Below are 21,754 nucleotides of genomic sequence, written 5' to 3' on the forward strand. Positions count from 1 at the left end.
ACGAGTGCGCACCGGCACCGCACCCCGCACCATGGCCAGCCTGCGCAACCTCGCCATCAACGCACTACGCCTCGCCGGCCACACCAGCATCGCCACCGGCCTCCGCCACACCAGCCGAGACTTCACCCGACCACTCACACTCCTCGGAATCCACCCCTGACCAGCACCGACACGACTTTGCCGGAACCCTGGGGCTCCGCCCCAGACCCCGCCAATCTGATCAAAGACCTGTCCAGCGCCGCGCGCGGGTTGATGGCACGCCTGTTGCTTTTGGCGGCTTGCGGCTGCGTAGGTGGGTTGCGTTTGGCACCCCACCCGCGTTGTGTGTGAAAAGCGGGCTCGGCTGCGCCTTCGCTTGGGGCGGCTCGGCTTTGCCATCGCGGGTGGCTCTCGCAAAGCGCTCAAGTCATCGAGTGCGTTCCGCCTCGACGTTCGACCGGGATCCTGTGGTCGGAGCTCGACACGGCGAAGATCCCCCTGCGGCCCACTCCGAAACGCTGACCTGAACAGCCTGTCCGGCCCTGCTTGATCTTCAGTCGATGCGCATGGCGTTGTGATTCACAAGACGTTGCCCGATCCGAGCGGTCTTGCACGTCGCGGGTCAGGAGCAAAGGGCAACGTCCATGGTGCGGCGCATGTGTTCGGTGGCCGCGCTGCCGGTTAGCGCGGTGATGTAGACGGTTGCCGCACGGCCAGAATCGTCCTGACCGCTGACGTTCGCGACACCGCCGCCTGCCAGGTCGCCCCCGTGGGCCCAGATGTGGCGGCCGCACGACAGAGGCAGTCGGATCAGGCCGAGGCCGTATTCCACACCTTGTCCCAGACCCGGCGCCGGCACGACGGTTCGCATCTGGGCCAGCGCCCAGCGTGGCAGCAGCCGTCCACCTAGCAACTCCTGCCAGAACCGGTTGAGATCCGTCGGCGTTGACACCATCGCACCGGACGCGCCGGCCCAGGAAGGCTCGTACTCGGTGACGTCGACCAGCGGTCCGGCCGGATTGGCCTTGTCCACGGTGTAGTTGTGAGCGTGCGGGCCGCGGATTCGCAGCTCCCCGGCCGGCGGCCAGTACGTGTCACGCAGGTGCGCGGGGCGGATCACCAGCTCCGTCACGGCCGTGCCGATGTCCTTGTGCGTCAACTGTTCCACAATCATACCGGCGAGAACGTAGCCGGTGTTGGAGTACTTCCAGCCCTGGCCGGGGGCGAAGTCCGGCTTGTGGGACAGGGCGATTCGGACCAGCTCCGCCGCCTCGACCGGCTGGTTCTGCTCGTCGAGGTTCACGAACCTGACGTAGTCCGGCAGCCCGCTGGCGTGCTGCAGCAGTTGGCGCACAGTGATGTCGCGGCCGTCAATCGCGCTTCCCTCGCCTGTGCCCCGCACCACCCCAGGCAGGTAGGTCTCGACCGGCGCGTCGAGCCGAACCTGGTGCCGGGCAACCAATTGCAGCACGGCAACAGCGGTGAACGGCTTGGTGACGCTGGCGATCCGAAAGCGGCCGTCGCCATCGACCATCGCACGATCCGTGCCCAACTCCGCCGTGCCGGACGTGATCGTGACCGACCTGCCACGTCGATCGCGGACCTCAGCCAGCGCCCCGGGAATCCGGTCGGCGCTGGTCATCAGGTCGAGTTGGGCTCTGACGGCCGCCACATCGGTGATCGGATCATGCTCGGCGGCGGCCGGTGCGGACAACGCCACGACCGATGCGCCTACGGCCATGGCCACCACGACGCGCCGGACTGTCGACGGTTCGATTCTCATTGATCAAGCCTGTTGCCCGGCCTGATGCGCGGCAATGGAATCAGCCCCAGAACCAACCGTGGGGCTGGCCCCATCGACAGGTACGACCAGGTTGCCACCCGATACGACAAGCGCGACTTCATGGGCGCCAGCGCCTGTTTGTCAGGCGTCGAGTGGCAAGCAGCCCGAACTCGGCGAGCTGCTTCGATGGCAGCGGTCAGAGGGTGATGGAGTCGCCCGTTGCGGCTGACTGCTTGGCCGCCTCGATCACCTCCAGGCCCGTCACTGCGTCCTGAGGAGACACCGGGGCCACGCCCGCCGCTACCGAGGCGTAGAAGTCCTGGTAGGCGCCGGGCTCCGTGCGGTGGGGCTTGCCGCCCAGCGTGCCCCAGTCCGATTCGGGTTCTTCACCCCAGCCGGGGCCCGCAGGGGTTTCGCCTGCCTTGAGGCGCTCTTCCTGGGGGTCCATTCCGTACTTCACGTAGGCGGCGTCGTGGCCGAGCACTCGGAAGCGTGGGCCGAGGTCGGCGGCCAGTGCGCTCATCCACAGGTGGGAGCGGACGCCGCCCTCGTGGGCCAAGGAAAGGAAGACGTCGTCGTCGGCCTTTGCGCCTGGGCGGACGGTCGCTATCTCGGCGTGGACTGAAAGAGGGCGGCCGAACAGGGCCACGGACTGGTCGACCAGGTGGGTGCCCAGGTCGAAGAGGATGCTGCCCAGGTCGGCGGGGTCGCCGGATTCCTTCCAGGAGGACTTGATTTCGGGGCGGTAGCGCTCGAAGCGTGACTCGAAGCGGTGGACTGCGCCCAAAGTCTGGTCGGAAAGGAGTTTTTGGACGGTCAGGAAGTCGCCGTCCCAGCGGCGGTTGTGGAACGGGACGAGCATGAGGCCTCGGGACGAGGCGATGGACGCCAGGGCTCGGGCTTCGGCTGCTGAGCCTGCGAAGGGCTTGTCCACCACCACGTTGAGGCCGTGTTCCAGGACCTGGCGGGCGTGGGTCGCGTGGAAGCGGTTCGGGGTGGTGATGACCACCAGGTCGAAGCCGCCGGTCCAGGCCTGGTCCAGAGAGGACAGAAGGCGGGCGGACGGGTAGCGCTCCGCGACCTCGGCTTGGCGCCGGGGGTTTGCCGTGACGACGGCCGCCAGCTCCAGGCCTGGAGTTGCCGCGATGAACGGGGCGTGGAAGGCCGCCCCACCTAGTCCGTAGCCGACCAGAGCTGTGCGCATGACGATCAGCCTAAGCGGTCTCACCTGGTGGACGGGCTGATGGAGCGGCTGGTGCCCGCGCGCTCAGGTACTCGTTGAGTCGTGCGGAGGCGGCGAGCATCGCCAAGCCTTGCGCGGTGAGGCGGCGGCGCCAGTCGGTCAAGGCGGCGCCCAACGTGTCGGTGCCGCCTGCCGTGCGGATCTGTTGTACCACCAAAGCTATGCGCGCCAACGGGTAGCCGCCGCGCCGCAGCAGATGGGCCAGCTCGGCGTCGCGGACGTCCTCGGCGCGGAACACGCGGTAGCCGGTGGGCTCTCGGTCTGGCCTGAGGATGCCGGCCTCCTCCCACGCGCGCAGCGTCGCCGGCGTGACGCCGAGCCGGTGGGCGAGCTCGCCGATCGTGCGTGGCTCCAGGACCGGTTCGAAGTCGGTGAGGTCGTGCACCGCCCGGCTGACCGAGTCGAGGGTTTCGCGGTCGCGGAGGTGTTGCTCGTGGCCGCGGTCGATGGTCAGGAGGACGTCGTCCAGGGAACCGGAGTGGATCGCGTTCATGATCTGGCCGGCGGTGGAGTGCCCGAAGGCCGGGATCAACGCGATGAACGCCCGCAACGCGGCAGCGTGCACCTCGGTGTAGACGCGGTAGCCGGACGTCGTGCGCTCAGCGGGCGGGAGGAACCCGGACTGCTCGTAGTTGCGCACGGCCTGAGTCGAGATACCGTGCTCAAGGGCGAGGTCGGCTGGTCGCACGGTTGAGACTTTAGAGGTGAACTCCAGCGGAAACTGAGCGAAAGTCTCAATGGAGCCTTCAATGTTACGGTTTAGGCACATGAGCCAGGACATTCGTGAGTTCATCAGTCCCTTCACCGAGCTCTTGGCGTTCGGCGAGCCGACGCACCGGGAGCACGCCCACACCTGGATCCGCAACGAGCTGTTCGAGCAGCTGGCGGGCCTGGGCTTCCGCTCGATCGCCCTCGAGACCTGCCGGATCAGGGGGCTCGTGGTCGACGACTACGTCCAGGGCGGACCTGGCGAGCTCGACGCGGTCATGAAGGAAGGTTTCTCCCACGCGTTCGGGGAGTGGCCGGCCAACCGCGAGCTGGTCGCCTGGATGCGCGAGTACAACGCGGACAAAGCGCCACAAGAGCGCCTGGCGTTCCACGGCTTCGACTTCCAGACCGAGACGACCAGCGCGCCCAGCCCGCGCCCCTACCTGGAGCACGCCCGCGACTACCTGGGCGAGGACGTCGACCTGACCATCGACGATGAGAAGTGGAGTCGCGACGAGGCCGTTCTGGATCTCACCAAGTCACCCGGACGGTCGGAAGAAGCCATCAGGCTGCGTGAGATCGGCACCGGGATGCTCAAGCGGCTGCACGCGCGCAAGACCGTCGACGGCGCCTGGAGCCGCGCGGAAACGCACCTGACGGCCGGCTTGAGCCTCCTGCAGTACCACCGGGAGTGCGCGGAGCCGAACCCGTTGGGCGTGCGCCTCAACCGGCTGTGTCAGATGCGGGACGGCGTGATGGCCCGCAACCTGCTGGAGATCCGGCGCGCCGAGGCGGGCCGTGGACCGACGTTCGTGTTCGCGCACAACGCCCACCTGCAACGCACCAACAGTTCGATGGAGATGGCCGGCGAGCGCATCGAGTGGTTCTCCGCGGGCGCGCTCGTGGCGCCCGTCCTCGGCGACCAGTACACGGTCATCGCGGGCACCCTCGGCCGCAACGACACCTTTGGGCTGGGTGAACCGGACAAAGACACCTTGGAAGGTCGGTTGCAGGGCCGTTTCACCACCTGGGGCATGACCAAGGACAAGCCGGAAGGAAAGACCCGCACCGACACCACGCTGGAAATGGGCTACTTCCCGCTCGATCAGCACCTGATGGACGGTGCTGACGCGCTGCTGCACGTCAGGGTTGGTCGTCCAGTGACGCGGTGATCCACGGCGCGACGGGCAGGTCGCGCGTCTCGCACTCGATCGCCAGCTTCAGGGTCCATCGCAGGGCTTGTAAAACGACGGTCGCGAGCTCCTGCGGTGCCCCGTTGGCCAGGGCGATCTCGATCTGCTCCGAGGCCGCGTCCTGGTCGCCGTGCACCTCGGCCAGCAGCGCGCGGATCGCGGTGCGCACGGGCGGGTCCGCGTCGTCGATCTGGACCTCGCGGCCCTCCTCGTCGAAGACCTGCATCTTCACCGGTGTGGCGCCGCCCGAGCCGAGCGCGCCCACCATGCTGCTGCACTCGGCGAACAGCAGCAGCACGAGCTCACGGATCTCCTCGTTGCCCTCGGGAGACCCGCTGAGGTAGCCGGTCACGAGGTCGACCGCCACAGCGTCCTCACCGGCCCTGGCGGCAGCCAGCGCCTCACCGGCCACGGCCGTCAGCCGTGACCAGCGATCTGGATCCTGTGGTGGTCTCACAGGTACTGCCTACCGCGCGGTGTCACGCATTCGCAATGCCCCATCTTGATCAGAGTGCTACCGGGGTATGTCACTCCGCAGGTCAATGTGGGAATCCGCGAATCCACCTAGCATCGGGTGGTGTTCCGCACGCTCTACCGAACGATCCTCGGTCCTGATCGAACCCGAGTGCTCGTCAAAGCACTCGGTCGATGGAGCCTGCTCGTCTGCGCCGCTCTGATCATCTACGCCTTCGTCTGGGCGATCGTCGGCAGCGTCACGTACGTGCGCCAAGAGGACTCGGACGGCTGGTGGGTCGTGATCTTCCTGGTCACGCTCGGGCCGTACGTGCTGCTGATCTGGTCTCCGCTCTACGCCTGGCGACTGGCGGCGGCCGGGTTCTACTTCGTCGGCCTTCTCGTCGAAGGGGACGGTTCGAGCGACTTCCAGTACTGGACCACGGTGCCGCTCCTGGTCGCGGTCGCGGCCTTCTACTCGCGCCCGATCGTCATCACGGTCACGTTGATCAGCACGGCACTGGTTCCGTTCGTTGAACCGGTGGACGACTCGGTGGCGTTCTTCGTGCCCGCCATCGCAGCGGTCGTCTATCTGTTCGGTGCGCGCGGCAGGGCGGAACGCGAACTCGAAGAAGAGCGCGACGCCAAGGCCGCTCTGGAGGAACGTGCCCGCATCGCGCGCGAGATGCACGACGTCGTGGCGCACCACATGTCGATGGTGGTCGTGAGGTGCGAGACCGCGCCTTACCGCCTCAAGGGACTGAACGAGGAGGCCGCGCGCGAGTTCGCGGAACTCGGCCAGGCGGCCAGGGAAGCCATCACCGACATGCAACGCCTGCTCGGCGTGCTCAGGACGAACGGCCAGGAGCTGGAACGGGAACCGCAGCCCGGGATCAGCCGCATCCCGGAACTGACCAGGCCCGGCGACGAGGCTGAGGTCGACGTGGACGACGTGCCGGAGGCGGTGGGCCTCACCGCGTACCGGATCGTGCAGGAGGCGCTGACGAACGCGACCAGGCACGCGCCCGGCTCGAAGGCGTCCGTCCACGTGCACAAGAACGAGGGCCGGCTCGACGTGCTGGTGATCAACACCGCCGGAGGGCCGTCGATGGGCGGTGGCAGCGGGCAGGGCCTGGTGGGCATGCGTGAACGCGTGGCGGTGCACGGTGGCACGCTGACCGTGAAGTCGACCGAGGACGGCGGCTTCATGGTGCGGGCGAGAATTCCGTTGGGGGACAAGTGATCAGGGTGGTCGTGGTCGACGACCAGGAAATGGTCCGCGAGGGCTTCTCCGCGCTGCTCAACGCGCAGGAGGACATCGAGGTGATCGGCGCGGCGGGCAACGGCGTCGAGGGCGTCGCACTCGCGCGCAGCGTCAAACCGGACGTCGTGCTGATGGACGTCCGCATGCCCGAGATGGACGGTCTCACCGCCACCAGGCTGTTGCTGAACGGTTCGGTCGAGACCAAGGTCCTCGTGCTGACCACGTTCGACCTCGACGACTACGTCTACGAGGCACTGCAGGCCGGTGCGAGCGGGTTCCTGCTCAAGCACGCACCGCCCGCGAGCTGCTCAACGCCGTCCGCGTGGTGGCCGCGGGGGAGGCCTTGCTGGCGCCGTCCATCACCAAGCGCCTGATCGAGGACTTCGTGAAGGCCCGTCGCACCGACCGCGTCCGGCCGGCCCAGCTGAACGTCCTCACCGAACGCGAGACCGAGATCCTCGTGCTGGTCGCGCAGGGCCTGTCGAACACCGAGATCGCCGCGCACCTCGTGCTCGCCGAGCAGACGGTCAAGACGCACGTGAGCCGCGTGCTCACCAAGCTCGGGCTCCGCGACCGCGCCCAGGCCGTCATCGCGGCGTACGAGAGCGGGCTCGTAGTACCGGGGTAGGAGCGGAAGAACAGCACGTCAGAGGGACGATTCGGGGTCTGTCGCCTTCCTAGTTTCGGTTCATGCGCCGAGCCGTTCTGTTCCTCCTGCTGATCGCTGTTCCCGCGGTCGCGCCGTCGATCGCCGAGTGGCGCACCGACGTCGCCCGCCGGGTCGCGATCGTCGGCGATCTCGCCACCGCACGTGACGTCGTGGTCGTCGTGCCGGGGTCCGATGTGGACGTCGACAGGTTCGACCGCACCATCGGGAAGATGGCGGCCAACCTGTTCGAGCAGGCTCATCGCGACGATCTGGCGGTGGTCGCCTGGCTCGGGTACCGGACGCCGCAGGGACTTGGTGTGGACGCCGCCACCGGTGGGCTGGCCAGAACGGCCGCGGCTGAGCTCGTCGAGTTCGTGCGCGCCTTGCACACCAACGCCCGCATCCACGTCTTCGGGCACAGTTACGGCTCGGTTGTCGTCTCGTTGGCGGCGCACGAGCTGGATGTGGACGACATCGTGTTCACCGGAAGCCCTGGCGTGCGGGCGAAGTCCGTTGCGGAGCTGGAGACGAAGGCGAAGGTCTGGGCGATCCGGTCCAGCGGTGACTGGATGCGGTTCGTGCCCAACGTCCGGCTCGGCGACCTCGGCCACGGCACCGATCCGGCGAACGACGACTTCGGTGCCACCGTGCTGCGGTTCGAAGGCGGCAAGCACGACACCTACTACGAACCGGGTAGCGCGACACTGACTGCGCTCGTCCGGATTGCTTCGGGGGAGAAGCCTTGAGAAACCCGTTCATCGACGCCGTTCGCGCGATCGCCGTCGTCACGGTCGTGCTCGGCCACTGGCTCGTCACCTCGCTGGTGGACACACCCACCGGCATGTACATCGACAGCCCGCTCAAGCACTTGCCCGAGCTGACACCGGTGAGCTGGGTGCTGCAGACGCTTGGCCTGTTCTTCTTCGTCGGCGGCTACGCTGCCGCCCACTCGCAGACTCCGTTCCTCACCAGGCTGAAACAGCTCGCCGTACCGACGCTGCTGATGCTCGGCTCCTGGGCGGCCGTCCTCTTCGGACTGTCGATGCGCGGTGTCGACCAGGGCACCGCCTTCAACATCGGTTTCCTGGTCACGACGCCACTGTGGTTCCTCGGCGTCTACCTGGTCCTGCTCGCCTTGAAACCGTTGGTGCGCAAGCTGGACGAGTACTCGTGGGGTGTGCTCGTCCCGATCGTGCTGGTGCTGGTGGTCCCGTACGCGGTGTGGTGGGCGGCCTGGCAGCTCGGTTACTCGTTGGCGCGCAGGAAGATTCCCGGACCGCCGTTGCTCGTGATCGGCGTCATCGGGTACGCGTTGCTAACGCAGTTCGGCGGTTACCCGACGTCGGCCGTCGGCATCCCCGGCGCGGCCGTCTCGAACCTGAACCCGCCGAACTACGCGACGCTGGCGCTGGCCTTCGCCCAGATCGGCCTGGTGCTCACCATCGCGCCGGTGCTGACCAGGCTCGGCACGACGAAACCCGCGCAGTGGCTGAACAAGCGAGCGCTGGGGATCTTCCTGGCGCACCAGAGCGCGCTGATCACCGTGACGCTGGCGCTCAGCGCGTGGGGCCCGCTGCCGGGACTGCAGCAGCCACCAGATCATCCGGGCTGGGTGTGGCAGCGACTGCTGTGGCTGCCGGTGTGCGCGGTCGTGACCTGGGGATGGCTGCGAGCACTGCGAGGCCGATCGCCGCGGCGTGCAGCACCACCACCGCGGGAGCCGGATCCAGCGCCAGCATCGGCGGAACGCACGCCAGCGCCGTGAGCAGCCACGGCAACCGGGTGTCGCAGCTGCCGGTGCGGGCTGTGTGGATCAGGTACCACCCGAGCAGGAGGTGGATGACGTTCTGCAGCGGGTCCACCGGCAACAGCACCAGCAGCCCTTCGCCGAGGAACCCGCTCACCACGAACCCGAGCACGCCCAGCGTCCCGAACACCACGCCCATACCGGTCGCGAGCCTGGTCCGGTGCGACTCGTGCGACAGGCGCGGGAACCCGACCATCCTGGCCTCGAACCGGTGGAACAGCAGGATGAACGGCACCAGCAGGAAGACCATCCAGATCGGTGCCTGCGCCAGCCCGAGCAACCCGACCAGAGCGCCGACGCCGGCCAGGTAAGCCAGGTACACCGTCATCGGCGCGCGGCGCGCGAAGTTCACGACGTGCCAGGACCGGCCCTCCAGCCACGTGGTGACCCGCCCGCGAGCCAGGAGCGCCAGACACACCTGCGCCACGCCGAGCACCATCATCGAGCGCGGGTAGTCGCTGAAGAACACCAAGGCGGGCAACGTGATCGCACCCAGTGCCGCCAGCACGCGGCGCGGCACCCGTTGCAACGTGCCGTCCGCGTAGAAGAACCCGATCTGCTGCATCAGCAGCGCGCCGACGATCAGGTTCACGTACCCGCCGGTCTTCCAGTCCGTCGACGTGCGCGCGACCTCGACGCCCAGCGTCACCAGCATCAGCACGAACGGCGTGGTGCGGCGGAAGTGCTCGTGCAGCCACGCGGCGGCCGGTGTCGCGGCCACCGCGAGCAGGTAGACCCCGAGGAACCACAACGGATGCGTGATCAACCTGCTGTACGCGTCGACCTTCACGTCCATCAGGTTCAACGCCGCGAACAACACCACCCACAGCAGCACGAACGCGAGCACCGGCCGCAGCAGCCACGACGTCCGGCTGGACACCCAGCACCCGAAGCCGCCCTCGTGCGCCTGCCAGCTGCGCAGGTTCGCGTGCCCGCCCGCGAAGAAGAACAACGGCACCGCCTGCAACGCCCACAACCACGGCGTGCCGAAGCCGCGCAGGTGAGCAAGCGTCGCAACGGTCTCGCCGAGCACCAGCAGTGTCAGGCTGAAGAGCCGCAGGAACGTCGCGTACCGGTCCTGCTGAACGGGCGCGGCGATCGAACGCGGTTCCTCTCGGCGACGGCCGTGCAGGCGTGCAAGTAAGAGAAAGGCCACGATCGCACTGCCGAACGCCCACGCCACCACAGGCTCGTGGCCCGGCGGCCCCCACCGCTGCCGCCACGAGTTGAACTTCAGCCCCAGCGCGTAGGTCTCGGCGACCGCGTGACAGCGCGTCTCGGCGCCGCGGGGGTTCAGCCGGCACTGCGCGTGCAGATCGGTCGCGAGCCGGTCGTCCAGCGCCTTGCGCGCGTCCTGGCCGAGCGGATGCCCCTTGGCCTCGGCGTAGCGCAGCAGGTCGTAGCCGAGATCGTGCGCGCGGCACCCGACGCTGAAGTCCCACTCGGTGTCACCGGCCGGCCCCGAGCAGCCGCCGGAGGCGTCGACCACCCGCAACGTCCCGTCCGGCGCCGTCACGGTCTTGGGATGGCGTCCCGACTGCTGCGCGAAGTCCGACGGCAGGTTGACGTGCGGGTCGTGGGTCGCCGACGGCGCCACGAACGCCTTGACGGCGTTGGCCGCGGCGATCACTTCACCGCTGGGCGGCACCCCGTTGTCGCCGCTCGCCGGGCGTGAGGCGATCACTCCGCACACGAACACCGCGAGCGTGATCACCGTGAACCGGAACCAGGCCGGGAGTCGGAGGAGGAGTTTGCGCGCACCCATTGTCGCGCCAGGTTACGGAAGGGTCTCGGCTGATCGCCAGTTCACGAGGTCACGACGGCCGGAGTGAGCGATGCGAGTGCCATCCGAGACAGCAAAGCGGCCATCTGGTCGCGGTCGAGGTGCGCGCTGTGAGGGGTCGAGTTGATCAACCCGAAGACCGCGTGCGCCGCCGCCCGCGCGGTCGGCTCGTCGAAGTCCGGCACCGTCCGCCTGATCGTCTCCACCCACACCTCGACGTAGCGTCGCTGTAACGCCCGCACGCGCCGGCGGTCCGGATCGGTGAGGTTGGCGAGGTTGCGCATCTGCACGGTGATCAGCGCCGGGTCGTCCAGCGCGAAGTCGACGTGCCAGCCGACCAGTTCCTGCAGCGCTTCCGAAGCGCTCGACGCCGCGTCCACGCGCGCCTGGCCGCCGTCCAGCAGCCGTTCGGAGATCGACGTCAGCATCTCGCCGAGCATCGCGTCCTTGCTGCGGAAGTGCCGGTAGAGCGCGGGGCCGGAGATCCCGACGGCCGCTCCGATGTCGTCGATGCCCACGCCGTGGAAGCCGTGCCGGGCGAAGAGCTCGGCCGCGGCGTTGAGGATCTGGTCCCGACGTGAGGGTTTCTCGGCCACAACGGGAGGTTAGCAGGCGTTTACCTAGTCGTCCGATGGGTGGAATTTCCGCAGGTGCAAGCCCTGATTGTTGACTCTTGACCAATACTTCACACGGGTCTTACGCGTAGGTAACCATTGGCGTGCAATGCATCACATCCCTGCGGCCCCTTCGGGAGTCTTCGATGCGTCCTGCTCACTTCATCGCCTCAGTGGTCACCGCCGCTGCGGCCGTCATCGCGCTGGCCAACCCCGCCAGTGCAGCCCCCGTCAACTACGTCGCGCTCGGCGACTCGTACGCCTCCGGGCTCGGGACCGGCAGTTATGACGGTTCCAGCGGCAGTTGCAAGCGCGGTCCGCTCGCCTATCCGGCGCTGTGGGCGGCGGCGGCAGCACCCGCGACCTTCAAGTCAGTTGCCTGTTCGGGAGCTCGAACAGGTGACGTGATCAGCCAGGCGGCAGTGCTCACGACGAGCACGAACCTGGTCACCGTGCAGGTCGGCGGCAACGACGCCGGCTTCACGGACGTGATCACCACGTGCACCTTCGGCTCGGACCAGGACTGCACCAACCGGGTGAACCAGTCGAAGACCTACATCGCGAACACGCTTCCCGGTTTGCTGAACAACGTCTACGGCACGGTCAAGGCGAAGTCCCCGTCGGCGCGCGTGGTCGTGCTCGGCTACCCGCGCATCTACAAGGTGCCGGGCACGTGCAACGTCGGGCTGAGCGACACCAAGCGCGCCGCGATCAACTCCGGTTCCGACGCGCTGCACAACGTCATCGGCGCGAGGGCGGCCGCCGCCGGGTTCAGCTACATCGACGTGCGCGGGGCGTTCACCGGGCACGAGATCTGCTCGTCCAGCTGGTGGCTGAACAGCCTGAGCTGGCCCGTCGAGGAGTCGTACCACCCGAACCGGGCCGGCCACCAGAGCGGTTACCTGCCCGCTCTGCGGTCGGTCATCGGCTAGGTTGATTCCGGAACGTGAGAGTGCCTGAAAGGGGCCTTGACCTGCGATCCGGTCACTCTCGAGCCGTTCCTGTGGACCGTCTGGTTAGCGGGCGCTAACATGAGGAAGTTAACGCCCGCTAACCTGAGGTCTGGGGAGCATGGACGCACCGGTCCTGCGCAGCGCAGCCGAGCCATCGGACCGCTACGCCAAGGAGCACAGCGCGCTCGTCGACGAGCTGCGCGGCAAGCTCGCCACCGCCGCACTGGGCGGTCCTGAGAAGGCACGTCAGCGGCACGTCGACCGCGGCAAGCTGCTGCCGCGCGAGCGGGTGGACACGCTGGTCGACCCCGGCTCGCCCTTCCTGGAGCTGTCGCCGCTGGCCGCGAACGGCATGTACGGCGACGAGGCACCGGCCGCGGGCATCATCACCGGCGTCGGGCGCGTCTCCGGCCGTGAGTGCGTCATCGTCGCGAACGACGCCACGGTCAAGGGCGGCACCTACTACCCGATCACGGTCAAGAAGCACCTGCGCGCGCAGGAAGTGGCGCTGCAGAACAACCTTCCGTGCGTCTACCTGGTCGACTCCGGCGGCGCGTTCCTGCCCAAGCAGGACGACGTGTTTCCCGATCGCGAGCACTTCGGACGGATCTTCTACAACCAGGCCACGATGTCGGCGCGCGGCATCCCGCAGATCGCCGCGGTGCTCGGGTCGTGCACCGCGGGTGGCGCGTACGTGCCGGCGATGAGCGACGAGGCGATCATCGTGCGCAACCAGGGCACGATCTTCCTCGGCGGTCCGCCGCTGGTGAAGGCCGCGACCGGTGAGGTCGTCAGCGCTGAGGACCTCGGCGGCGGCGACCTGCACTCGCGGACGTCCGGTGTCACCGACCACCTCGCGGAGAACGACGCGCACGCGCTCAGGATGGTCCGTTCGATCATCTCCACGCTCGGGCCACGAGCACAGCGTCCGTGGGACGTCGCACCCGTCGAGGCTCCCGTGGTCAACCCCGACGATCTTTACGGCGTCGTGCCAACGGATTCCCGGACGCCCTACGACGTGCGCGAGGTGATCGCGCGGATCGTCGACGGCTCGAAGTTCCAGGAGTTCAAGAAGGAGTACGGGCAGACGCTCGTCACCGGCTTCGCGCGCATTCACGGCCACCCGGTCGGGATCATCGCCAACAACGGCATCCTGTTCGGCGAGTCCGCGGTGAAGGGCGCGCACTTCATCCAGTTGTGCGACAAGCGTTCCGTGCCACTGGTGTTCCTGCAGAACATCACCGGGTTCATGGTCGGCCGCGAGTACGAGGCGGGCGGAATCGCCAAGCACGGCGCCAAGATGGTCACCGCGGTGGCCTGCGCTCGCGTTCCGAAGTTCACCGTGATCATCGGCGGCTCGTTCGGTGCCGGCAACTACTCGATGTGCGGCCGGGCCTACTCGCCGCGGTTCCTGTGGATGTGGCCGAACGCGCGGATCTCCGTGATGGGCGGCGAGCAGGCGGCGTCGGTGCTCGCGACCGTGCGACGCGACCAGCTCGGTGACTCGTGGTCCGCCGAGGACGAGGAGGCGTTCAAGGCGCCGATCCGTCAGCAGTACGAGGACCAGGGCAACCCGTACTACTCGACCGCGCGGCTGTGGGACGACGGCGTGATCGACCCGCGCGACACCCGCATGGTGCTGGGGCTGGCGTTGTCCAGCGCGGCGAACGCCCCCATCGACGATGTTTCCTACGGCGTCTTCCGGATGTGATCATGTTCGACAGCGTTCTGGTGGCGAACCGCGGGGAGATCGCGGTCAGGGTGATCCGCGCATTGCGGTCGCTCGGGATTCGTTCCGTCGCCGTGTACTCCGACGCGGACGCCGATGCGTTGCACGTCCGGCTGGCCGACGATGCCGTCCGGATCGGGCCGGCCGCGGCACGCGAGAGCTACCTGTCCATCGAGAAGATCGTCGCTGCCGCCGTTTCCACTGGGGCACAGGCGATTCACCCCGGCTACGGCTTCCTCGCCGAGAACACGGCGTTCGCCACGGCCTGCGCGGACGCCGGGATCGTGTTCGTCGGGCCTCCCGCCTCGGCGATCGATGCGATGGGCGACAAGATCCGCGCGAAGCTGACCGTGTCGGCCGCAGGCGTGCCGGTGGTGCCGGGGCGTACGAAGGAAGGCATGTCCGACGACGAGATCGTCGACGCGGCCTTGGAGATCGGCTTTCCCGTGCTGCTCAAGCCTTCCGCAGGCGGTGGCGGCAAGGGCATGCGGCTGGTTCACGAGGAATCGGCGCTGCGCGAGGCGATCGAGTCGGCACGGCGGGAGGCGCGCGGGTCGTTCGGTGACGACACGCTGCTGATCGAGCGGTTCGTCACGAACCCGCGGCACATCGAGATACAGGTGCTCGCCGACTCGCACGGCAACGTGATCCACCTCGGCGAGCGGGAGTGCAGCCTTCAGCGGCGGCACCAGAAGATCATCGAGGAGGCGCCGTCGCCGTTCCTCACGCCGGAAGTGCGCGAGGCGATGGGTTCCGCGGCGGTCGATGCGGCTCGTGCGGTCGGCTACGTCGGCGCCGGCACCGTCGAGTTCATCGTGGACGGTGCGTCCGGTGACTACTTCTTCATGGAGATGAACACCCGGCTGCAGGTCGAGCACCCGGTGACCGAGATGGTCACCGGCGTCGACCTGGTCGAGTGGCAGCTCCGCGTCGCCGCGGGCGAGGTGCTTGATCTTTCCGTTGAACTGACAGGGCATTCGGTCGAGGCGCGCGTGTACGCCGAGGACCCGTCGCGCGGCTTCCTGCCGACCGGTGGCCGCGTGCTGGCGTTGCGCGAGCCCACGTCGGTCCGCGTGGATTCCGGGCTGTACGAGGGACTTGTCGTCGGTTCGGACTACGACCCGATGCTCGCCAAGGTGATCGCGCACGGCCGCACTCGCGAAGAAGCGTTGCGGCGCCTGGACCATGCTCTGGGTCAGATGGTGCTGCTCGGCGTCACGACGAACATCCCGTTCCTGCGTGCTTTGCTGCGTGACGAAGACGTTCGTGCCGGTGCGCTGGACACCGGTCTGGTCGAGCGGAAGCTCGACTCGTTGACCTCGGCCGAGATCCCGGACGACGTGTACGTGGCGGCCGGCCTGGAGCGGTCGTTGGAACCGCGTGGCGACGACCCGTGGGACCAGCTGTCCGGGTGGCGCGTCGGTGAGCACGCGTGGACGACCTGGCGGATCAACGACGTCGACGTGCGTGTGCGCGGTGACGAAGTCGTTGTGGGTGCTGGAGAACCGGTTCGCGCGAAGGCCCGTCGCGAGGGCGCCGACCTGCTCGTCGGCTCGCGCAGGTACTCGATGGCCCGTGACGGCGACGTGCTGTGGCTGGGCCACGACGGTGCCTCGTGGGCGTTGACCGAGGCCGAGTTCCTGGTGGGCGCCTCCGAAGGTGCGGCTGCCTCGGGTGGTCCGGTGAAGTCGCCCATGCCGGGAACCGTCCTGGTGGTCCGCGCCCGGCAGGGCGAGGACGTGACCGCCGGTCAAGCGTTGTTCGTGGTCGAGGCCATGAAGATGGAGCACACCGTGACCGCACCGGTCGACGGCGTGCTCACCGAAGTGAATGTGCAAGCAGGCCAGCAGGTCGCACTCGACCAGGTGCTGGCCCTCGTCGTCTCTCACCAGGAGTGACACAGATGTTGGACTTCAGACTCCCGAGCGAGTACGAGGATCTGCGCAAGACCGTCGAGGAGTTCGCTCGCGACGAGGTGGCCCCGGTCATCGGCGAGTACTACGAGCGCAACGAGTTCCCGTACCCGATCGTGGCGAAGATGGGCGCGATGGGCCTGCTCGGCCTGCCGTTCCCCGAGGAGCACGGCGGCATGGGCGGCGACTACTTCGCCCTGTGCGTGACGCTGGAGGAGCTCGCCCGCGTCGACTCGTCCGTCGCGATCACGGTCGAGGCGGCCACGTCGCTGGGCGCCATGCCGATCTACCGCTTCGGCACCGACGAGCAGAAGGCCGAGTGGCTGCCTTCACTGACGTCCGGCGAGAAGCTCGGCGCGTTCGGCCTCACCGAGCCGGGCTCCGGGTCCGACGCGGGTGCGTTGGCCACCACCGCACGCCTTGAGGGCGACGAGTGGGTCATCAACGGCACCAAGGCGTTCATCACGAACTCCGGCACCGACATCACCGGCCTGGTGACCGTTGCCGCGGTGACGGGGACGTTGCCCGACGGCCGCAAGGAGATCTCGTCGATCATCGTTCCGTCCGGCACGCCGGGCTTCACGGTGTCGAAGAAGTACTCCAAGGTCGGCTGGTGCGCCTCGGACACGCGTGAACTGTCGTTCCAGGACTGCCGCGTCCCGGCCGCGAACCTGCTCGGCCAGCGCGGCCGCGGCTTCGCCCAGTTCCTCCGGACCCTGGACGAGGGCCGGGTCGCCATCGCGGCGCTGTCGGTCGGCCTGGCCCAGGGCTGCGTCGACGAGTCGGTCAAGTACGCGCACGAGCGCGAGGCGTTCGGCGCGAAGATCGGTACGTACCAGGCGATCCAGTTCAAGATCGCCGAGATGGAGGCCCGCGTCCACACCGCGCGCCTGGCCTACTACGAGGCGGCTTCGCGGATGCTGCGCGGTGAGCCGTTCAAGAAGCAGGCCGCCATCGCGAAGCTCGTCTCGTCCGAGGCGGCGATGGACAACGCCCGTGACGCCACGCAGATCTTCGGCGGCTACGGCTTCATGAACGAGTACCCGGTCGGCCGTTTCTACCGGGACGCCAAGATCCTGGAGATCGGCGAGGGCACCTCCGAGGTGCAGAAGATGCTGATCGCCCGCGAGCTCGGTCTTTAGTGCCGCTAGGCCGATCTATGTAAATAGTCCGAAACCGCCTCCTCGATTCGCTGAGTCCGGCTACCGTCGTCTGCCTTCCGCACGAGTGTGAGGGTGCAGATGACAGGTAGTCGGCCAGAACCGGTGTTCCCCGGATTGCGAGTTCTCCTCGAGGTCATTCACGGGCTTTGTGACCGGCCGGGTTTCTTCTATCGGAGCAAGACCGAGGAAGTGGTCGGCGACCAGCCACTTCCGTTGCTCTACCTGGAGAGCGAAGCCAGTCCGACGCCATTCCTGCGCACGCTGGAGGCAAAGCTCAACGCGGGTTCTCCGGCAATACCGCACGCCTATGTGGACGTGGCCGCGGTGCAAACGGAAGTGGACAAAAGATGGCCACCGGAGGCGCGTGAGACGCCGCCGTTGTTGCCGTTGCTGGACCAGCTGGCCTTTCAGTTGTCGGAGGTCCACGTCGGCCGTGAGCGGCTGACCCGGTTCGACCACTACCGGCTCGTCGACTGGCTCACGAGCAAGCGGCTGCCGCGCAAGCCGGGCCGTGACGACCGGGCGAGCGTCATCGAGCTGCTGCGCCAGTGGACCGGGAAGACCGCCGAGAACGGCGAAGCGCTGAACCGGGCCGTGGACGCGTTCATCCCGAACCTCGTGACGAGGCTGGGGCTCGGGCTGGTCGCGTGGGTGGGCAGCAAGGCGGGCTTCCGCTGGCTCGGCAAGCGGGTGCCGGGGCTCGCGCGCGAGTCGAAGTGGTTCATGCGCGGGCAGAACTTCGCGCTGCCCAACCACTCCATCGAGTTCCTCGGGTTCGCCGAGCGGCTCACGCTGGGCAGGCGCGAGTCCGAGAACGAGGAACAGATCAAGCTGCTGCTCGTGCACGCGTTCCTGGAGGACCTGCGGATCGCGTACCGGCGACGCCGGCGGTTCCTGCCGCGCAGGGCCGGGTTCCGCCGCACGGCGTACATCCCGGTTCTGCTCGACGGGGTGAACAAGGACAACGGCGGCTGGCAGCTGCTCGAACTGATCAACGACGTGCGCAACGAGACCGGCGAGCTGGACCCGTTGCTGGTGATCGCGGCGAGCTCGGTGCAACCGGCGCTGTCGCAGCAGCTCGGGACCACGCTGGTGGCGCCGGACGAGACCGCGGAGGCGTTGACGACGTGGCGGGAGGAGCTGCCGCGCAAACGGCAGATGCTCGCCCCGGACGCCCGCTACTTGATGATCAAGCTGCCGTTCCCCCGCGAGGACAAGAAGAGGTGGCAGGGAACGCCGGCCTTCCAGGCGGCACCGGTGCGGTGGCTCGCCCGGTCGCGGCGGCTGGAGGCGATCATCGCGGCGGTGGCCGTGGTCCTGCTGCTGCCGGGGTTCGTGACGGTGCAGAGCCACATCGAGGCGAACTGCTCGATCGTCGGCTCGGCCGTGTCACCGGGGGTGTCGACTCGGCTGATGGACGTGGACGGGCACACCGAGTGCGTGGGCTACAGCGACAACAGCAGCCAGGTGTTCGGCTCGAACGAACGGCTGCGGTGGACGCAGCAGGCCGTGTTCGCGCAGAACGAGGAGGCGAAACGGCTGCACGACGCCGATCGAGGCCGCCCGTACGTCTCGCTGATCTACTTCTCCAGCCTCACCCACAAGGACACCAACCCCGACGCCGACCACTCCAGGGCGGAGGAGCTGGAGGGCATGCTGCTCAAGCAGCGGCAGCAGAACGACAGGTCGCGCTCGGAACCGCTGCTGCGCATCGTGATCGCGAACGGCGGCGCGATGATGAAGCGGGCACCCGACGTGCTGCGGGACATGCTGACGCCGTTGCTGGAGTCCGACGCCGGGATCATCGGCGTGGTCGGGCTCGACCGCAGCGTCGCCGAGACCCGCGACGTCATCACCGAACTGGGGGCGCTCGGCGTGCCGACCATCGGCACCACTCTCACCGAGGCGTCGCTGCCGACCAGGTCGTCGATGTACTTCCAGCTGATCCCCGGCAACGTCCGGCAGGCCGACCTCGTCCGGCGGTACGCGCAGCACGTCGGCGCGACCAAGGTGACGATCTACCACCCGCCGTTGAACAAGGGCGACGTCTACCTCGACGACCTGGTCAACGTGCTGGGCAAGGAGCTCGCGACCGCGACGGTGAACTACCAGGCCGTCCCGTGGTCGAGGAGCCCTCAGGAGGTGCCGTCGCAGTGCGTCGAGGACCACTCCAGCGAGCTGGTGTTCTTCGCGGGCCGTGAGGAGGACTTCGGCGAGTTCCTGCGGGCCATCGGCAGGGACTGCTACGACAAGAACCGGCTGCCGCGCATCGTCGCCGACGACGCGATCATCCGGTTCATCGCACAGAAGGCCAGCCGGGTGCACGACTCACTGGCCGGGATGCGCGTGTCGTACGTGAGCATGGCAGGACTCGTCGTGCTGGCAGGAAAGTCCTGTGTCGAAGGCAAACCGGATCCGAAGGTGCGCGGCGGCCTGCCGTTGGACGCTTTCTGCGCCGGCTACAGCCGGCTGAACCAGGAGATTCAGGAATCCTCGCTACCGGCGGAGGACAAGCCGGTCAAACCGTGGCCCGGCGAGCACATCGGCGTGGCCTACGACGCGGCCGGCCTCTTCCTGGAGGCCGTGCGCAACGCCCAGGCCCGCCTGACGGGACTGCCGGTCCACACCCCGCACCGGGGCGCGATCGGCGGTGAGTTCCGCGAGATGGAGTTCTTCGGCGCCACCGGACGCACGGACTTCAGCGCGTCGCGGATCGGTGAGCAGCGGAACTTCACGATCCTGGAGCTCACCGACATCCACGACTTCGGGCAGCAACCGACGTGCGTGTTCCTGACCGGTGACCTGTACGGGCCGGACTCGCCGCGCCAGGCAAGCGGGTGCCCTGCCTAGAGTTTTGGTACAGCTCGGTCGATGATCGCGGCGAAGTCGGTGGACCTGGGGAGCGTGCCGAACGCGACTCCCCAGTCACCGCCGAGCCGTGAACCGAGGAACGCGTCCGCGACAGCGGGGTGCCCGTGCTTGACCAGCAGGGCACCCTGCAGGATCAGCGCCATCTTCTCGACCACCCGGCGCGCCTGAGATTCGTCTACATCGGACAGTGCGGTGCTGCTGAGTTCGTTGAGCGCCTTGTCGATGCGCGGGTCGACTCCGGTGACGACGCTGAGGAACTCCTGCACCGACTCCGGCTTTTTCTTCATCGCCCGCAGGACGTCCAAGGCCGCGACGTTGCCCGAGCCCTCCCAGATCGACTGCAGCGGCGACTCCCTGAACAGTCGCGGCATCCCGCTGTCCTCGATGTAACCGTTGCCGCCCAGGCATTCCAACGCCTCGGCCGCGTGCGCCGGACCGCGCTTGCAGACCCAGTACTTGGTGATCGCGAGCCCGAGCCGCGGCCGGTGCCGTGCCAGCCACATCGCGGCGGTCGTGGCGGCCTCGGACTCGATCGCCAGATCCGCCAGCACGTTGCGCATGGCCGGCTGGTCGATCAGGTACTTCCCGAACGCCTTGCGGTGCGCGGCGTGGTGCGCTGCCTGCCTGAGTCCGGCGCGCATTCCCGCCGCGGTTCCGAGAACGCAGTCCAGCCGGGTCGTGTTGACCATCTCGATGATCGTGCGCACGCCGCGGCCCTCGTCACCGACGCGGTGGGCGAACGCCTCGTCGTACTCGATCTCGGCGGACGCGTTGGACTTGTTGCCCAGCTTGTCCTTCAGCCGCTGCAGGAAGAACCGGTTCCGCGTGCCGTCCGGCAGCACCCGCGGCACCAGGAAGCACGTCAGCCCGCCGGGCGCCTGCGCGAGCGTCAGGAACACGTCCGACATCGGTGCCGAGGTGAACCACTTGTGCCCGGTCAGCACGTATCCGTCCTGGACGGGCTTCGCCACCGTGGTGTTGGCCCGCACGTCCGATCCGCCCTGCTTCTCGGTCATGGACATGCCGGCGATCAGGCCGCGCTTCTCCAGAGGTGCTTTGAGGCCGAAGTCGTAGTCGCGGGCGGTGAGAAGCGGCTCGTAGGTCTCGGCCAGCTCCGGAGCCACGCGCAAAGCGGGCACTGCCGCATAGGTCATCGAAATCGGGCATCCGTGGCCGGCTTCGACCTGTGACCACACGTAGAACCTGGCCGCGCGCTCCAGGTGCTCGCCGTCGACGTACGCGTGGAGGCCGTTCGACACCGCAACGTTCATCAGGTCGTGCCAGGCGGGGTGGAACTCGACCTCGTCGATCCGGTTCCCGTACCGGTCGTGCGTGTGCAGGACCGGGGGATGGGTGTTCGCGAGCCTGCCGCGGTCCTGCCACTCGTCGCTGCCCGCGAGCCTGCCGAGTTCGTGCAGGTCGGCGTTGTCGACCCAGCTGAGCAGCGCAGGGTCGTCCGCGACGTCGTGACCGCTCAGCGGAGGTACCTGGTTGGTCACCTCGTGCGTAGCCATGCCTCGCACGCTACTACTCGTTGGTAACTTTAGGCAGGGTGCGATGAAAGATCGCTGGCCCATTCGGGCTTTTGGGCGTGCCAACGGCGCTGACGAGGAATAACGTCGTTCTCGTGAGTGACCATGGGCACAGCA

At 67.9% G+C, this 21,754-nt stretch carries 15 protein-coding genes and 2 pseudogenes; 10 read left to right on the forward strand and 7 right to left on the reverse strand.

Going from position 1 to position 21,754, the window contains the following annotated elements; translation table 11 throughout:
- Nucleotides 1-601: 601 nt before the first annotated feature.
- The 3 genes from FXN61_RS21185 to FXN61_RS21195 all read right to left on the reverse strand — a co-directional run bounded on the left by FXN61_RS21185 (nucleotide 602) and on the right by FXN61_RS21195 (nucleotide 3,693).
- Nucleotides 602-1,762: a serine hydrolase domain-containing protein gene (locus tag FXN61_RS21185; RefSeq protein ID WP_167975794.1), complete on the reverse strand. Its 1,161-nt coding sequence runs from the start codon at nucleotides 1,760-1,762 to the stop codon at nucleotides 602-604.
- A gap of 196 nt (nucleotides 1,763-1,958) precedes the next feature.
- A complete protein-coding gene (locus tag FXN61_RS21190; RefSeq protein ID WP_167975795.1) occupies nucleotides 1,959-2,966 on the reverse strand; it encodes a Gfo/Idh/MocA family protein in 1,008 nt (335 codons plus the stop codon).
- 10 nt (nucleotides 2,967-2,976) lie between these two features.
- Nucleotides 2,977-3,693: a TioE family transcriptional regulator gene (locus tag FXN61_RS21195; protein ID WP_312877893.1), complete on the reverse strand. Its 717-nt coding sequence runs from the start codon at nucleotides 3,691-3,693 to the stop codon at nucleotides 2,977-2,979.
- Nucleotides 3,694-3,772: 79 nt separating this feature from the next.
- Between FXN61_RS21195 and FXN61_RS21200 the strand changes: the two genes are divergently transcribed.
- Nucleotides 3,773-4,885, forward strand: a complete 1,113-nt coding sequence (locus FXN61_RS21200) for an erythromycin esterase family protein (protein WP_281360568.1) — start codon at nucleotides 3,773-3,775, stop codon at nucleotides 4,883-4,885.
- On the opposite strand, the gene FXN61_RS21205 is transcribed toward FXN61_RS21200, so the two are convergent.
- A complete protein-coding gene (locus FXN61_RS21205; RefSeq protein ID WP_167975798.1) occupies nucleotides 4,857-5,363 on the reverse strand; it encodes a hypothetical protein in 507 nt (168 codons plus the stop codon). The two genes, FXN61_RS21200 and FXN61_RS21205, sit on opposite strands and share 29 nt — an antisense overlap.
- 120 nt (nucleotides 5,364-5,483) lie before the next feature.
- Between FXN61_RS21205 and FXN61_RS52395 the strand changes: the two genes are divergently transcribed.
- The 4 genes and pseudogenes from FXN61_RS52395 to FXN61_RS52400 all read left to right on the forward strand — a co-directional run bounded on the left by FXN61_RS52395 (nucleotide 5,484) and on the right by FXN61_RS52400 (nucleotide 9,037).
- Complete coding sequence (locus FXN61_RS52395; RefSeq protein WP_167975799.1) at nucleotides 5,484-6,602, forward strand: sensor histidine kinase; 1,119 nt, start codon at nucleotides 5,484-5,486, stop codon at nucleotides 6,600-6,602.
- Nucleotides 6,599-7,251, forward strand: a pseudogene (locus FXN61_RS21215) (response regulator). The gene FXN61_RS52395 and the pseudogene FXN61_RS21215 overlap by 4 nt, the downstream one beginning before the upstream one ends.
- Before the next feature lie 62 nt (nucleotides 7,252-7,313).
- Complete coding sequence (locus FXN61_RS21220; RefSeq protein ID WP_167975800.1) at nucleotides 7,314-8,018, forward strand: alpha/beta hydrolase; 705 nt, start codon at nucleotides 7,314-7,316, stop codon at nucleotides 8,016-8,018.
- Nucleotides 8,015-9,037, forward strand: coding sequence for an acyltransferase family protein (locus FXN61_RS52400; protein WP_246291823.1), 1,023 nt, complete (start codon nucleotides 8,015-8,017; stop codon nucleotides 9,035-9,037). Before FXN61_RS21220 ends, FXN61_RS52400 begins: the two co-directional genes overlap by 4 nt.
- Nucleotides 9,038-10,382: 1,345 nt before the next feature.
- Here FXN61_RS52400 and FXN61_RS52405 read toward each other — a convergent pair.
- Both FXN61_RS52405 and FXN61_RS21230 read right to left on the reverse strand, forming a co-directional pair.
- A pseudogene (locus FXN61_RS52405) lies at nucleotides 10,383-10,844 on the reverse strand (hypothetical protein); the annotation flags it as partial.
- A 41-nt stretch (nucleotides 10,845-10,885) separates the two neighbouring features.
- The gene (locus FXN61_RS21230) at nucleotides 10,886-11,458 is read right to left on the reverse strand and encodes an SACE_7040 family transcriptional regulator (protein WP_167975802.1); all 573 of its coding nucleotides are present in this window, start codon (nucleotides 11,456-11,458) and stop codon (nucleotides 10,886-10,888) included.
- A 164-nt stretch (nucleotides 11,459-11,622) separates the two neighbouring features.
- Between FXN61_RS21230 and FXN61_RS21235 the strand changes: the two genes are divergently transcribed.
- From FXN61_RS21235 to FXN61_RS21255, 5 genes are all read left to right on the forward strand, one after another.
- Nucleotides 11,623-12,408: an SGNH/GDSL hydrolase family protein gene (locus FXN61_RS21235; protein WP_167975803.1), complete on the forward strand. Its 786-nt coding sequence runs from the start codon at nucleotides 11,623-11,625 to the stop codon at nucleotides 12,406-12,408.
- Between the two features lie 139 nt (nucleotides 12,409-12,547).
- Nucleotides 12,548-14,140, forward strand: a complete 1,593-nt coding sequence (locus FXN61_RS21240; protein ID WP_167975804.1) for a carboxyl transferase domain-containing protein — start codon at nucleotides 12,548-12,550, stop codon at nucleotides 14,138-14,140.
- Between the two features lie 2 nt (nucleotides 14,141-14,142).
- Nucleotides 14,143-16,056, forward strand: coding sequence for an acetyl/propionyl/methylcrotonyl-CoA carboxylase subunit alpha (locus FXN61_RS21245; protein ID WP_167975805.1), 1,914 nt, complete (start codon nucleotides 14,143-14,145; stop codon nucleotides 16,054-16,056).
- A gap of 5 nt (nucleotides 16,057-16,061) precedes the next feature.
- Complete coding sequence (locus tag FXN61_RS21250; RefSeq protein WP_167975806.1) at nucleotides 16,062-17,213, forward strand: acyl-CoA dehydrogenase family protein; 1,152 nt, start codon at nucleotides 16,062-16,064, stop codon at nucleotides 17,211-17,213.
- A gap of 99 nt (nucleotides 17,214-17,312) precedes the next feature.
- Nucleotides 17,313-20,084, forward strand: a complete 2,772-nt coding sequence (locus FXN61_RS21255) for a hypothetical protein (protein ID WP_167975807.1) — start codon at nucleotides 17,313-17,315, stop codon at nucleotides 20,082-20,084.
- On the opposite strand, the gene FXN61_RS21260 is transcribed toward FXN61_RS21255, so the two are convergent.
- Nucleotides 20,081-21,619 carry an acyl-CoA dehydrogenase family protein gene (locus tag FXN61_RS21260; protein WP_167975808.1) on the reverse strand — a complete coding sequence of 513 codons (1,539 nt, stop codon included), beginning with the start codon at nucleotides 21,617-21,619 and terminating at the stop codon, nucleotides 20,081-20,083. The two genes, FXN61_RS21255 and FXN61_RS21260, sit on opposite strands and share 4 nt — an antisense overlap.
- Nucleotides 21,620-21,754: the final 135 nt, after the last annotated feature.

Source organism: Lentzea indica, from assembly GCF_012184385.1.
Classification (GTDB): domain Bacteria; phylum Actinomycetota; class Actinomycetes; order Mycobacteriales; family Pseudonocardiaceae; genus Lentzea; species Lentzea indica.

Bases quoted from the DNA above. Each gene is read 5' to 3' on its own strand.
- FXN61_RS21250 (WP_167975806.1), top strand. From the start codon at position 16,062: ATGTTGGACTTCAGACTCCCGAGCGAGTACGAGGATCTGCGCAAGACC.
- FXN61_RS21260 (WP_167975808.1), bottom strand. From the start codon at position 21,619: ATGGCTACGCACGAGGTGACCAACCAGGTACCTCCGCTGAGCGGTCAC.
- FXN61_RS21200 (WP_281360568.1), top strand. From the start codon at position 3,773: ATGAGCCAGGACATTCGTGAGTTCATCAGTCCCTTCACCGAGCTCTTG.
- FXN61_RS21190 (WP_167975795.1), bottom strand. From the start codon at position 2,966: ATGCGCACAGCTCTGGTCGGCTACGGACTAGGTGGGGCGGCCTTCCAC.
- FXN61_RS21245 (WP_167975805.1), top strand. From the start codon at position 14,143: ATGTTCGACAGCGTTCTGGTGGCGAACCGCGGGGAGATCGCGGTCAGG.
- FXN61_RS21240 (WP_167975804.1), top strand. From the start codon at position 12,548: ATGGACGCACCGGTCCTGCGCAGCGCAGCCGAGCCATCGGACCGCTAC.
- FXN61_RS21255 (WP_167975807.1), top strand. From the start codon at position 17,313: ATGACAGGTAGTCGGCCAGAACCGGTGTTCCCCGGATTGCGAGTTCTC.
- FXN61_RS21185 (WP_167975794.1), bottom strand. From the start codon at position 1,762: ATGAGAATCGAACCGTCGACAGTCCGGCGCGTCGTGGTGGCCATGGCC.
- FXN61_RS21235 (WP_167975803.1), top strand. From the start codon at position 11,623: ATGCGTCCTGCTCACTTCATCGCCTCAGTGGTCACCGCCGCTGCGGCC.
- FXN61_RS21220 (WP_167975800.1), top strand. From the start codon at position 7,314: ATGCGCCGAGCCGTTCTGTTCCTCCTGCTGATCGCTGTTCCCGCGGTC.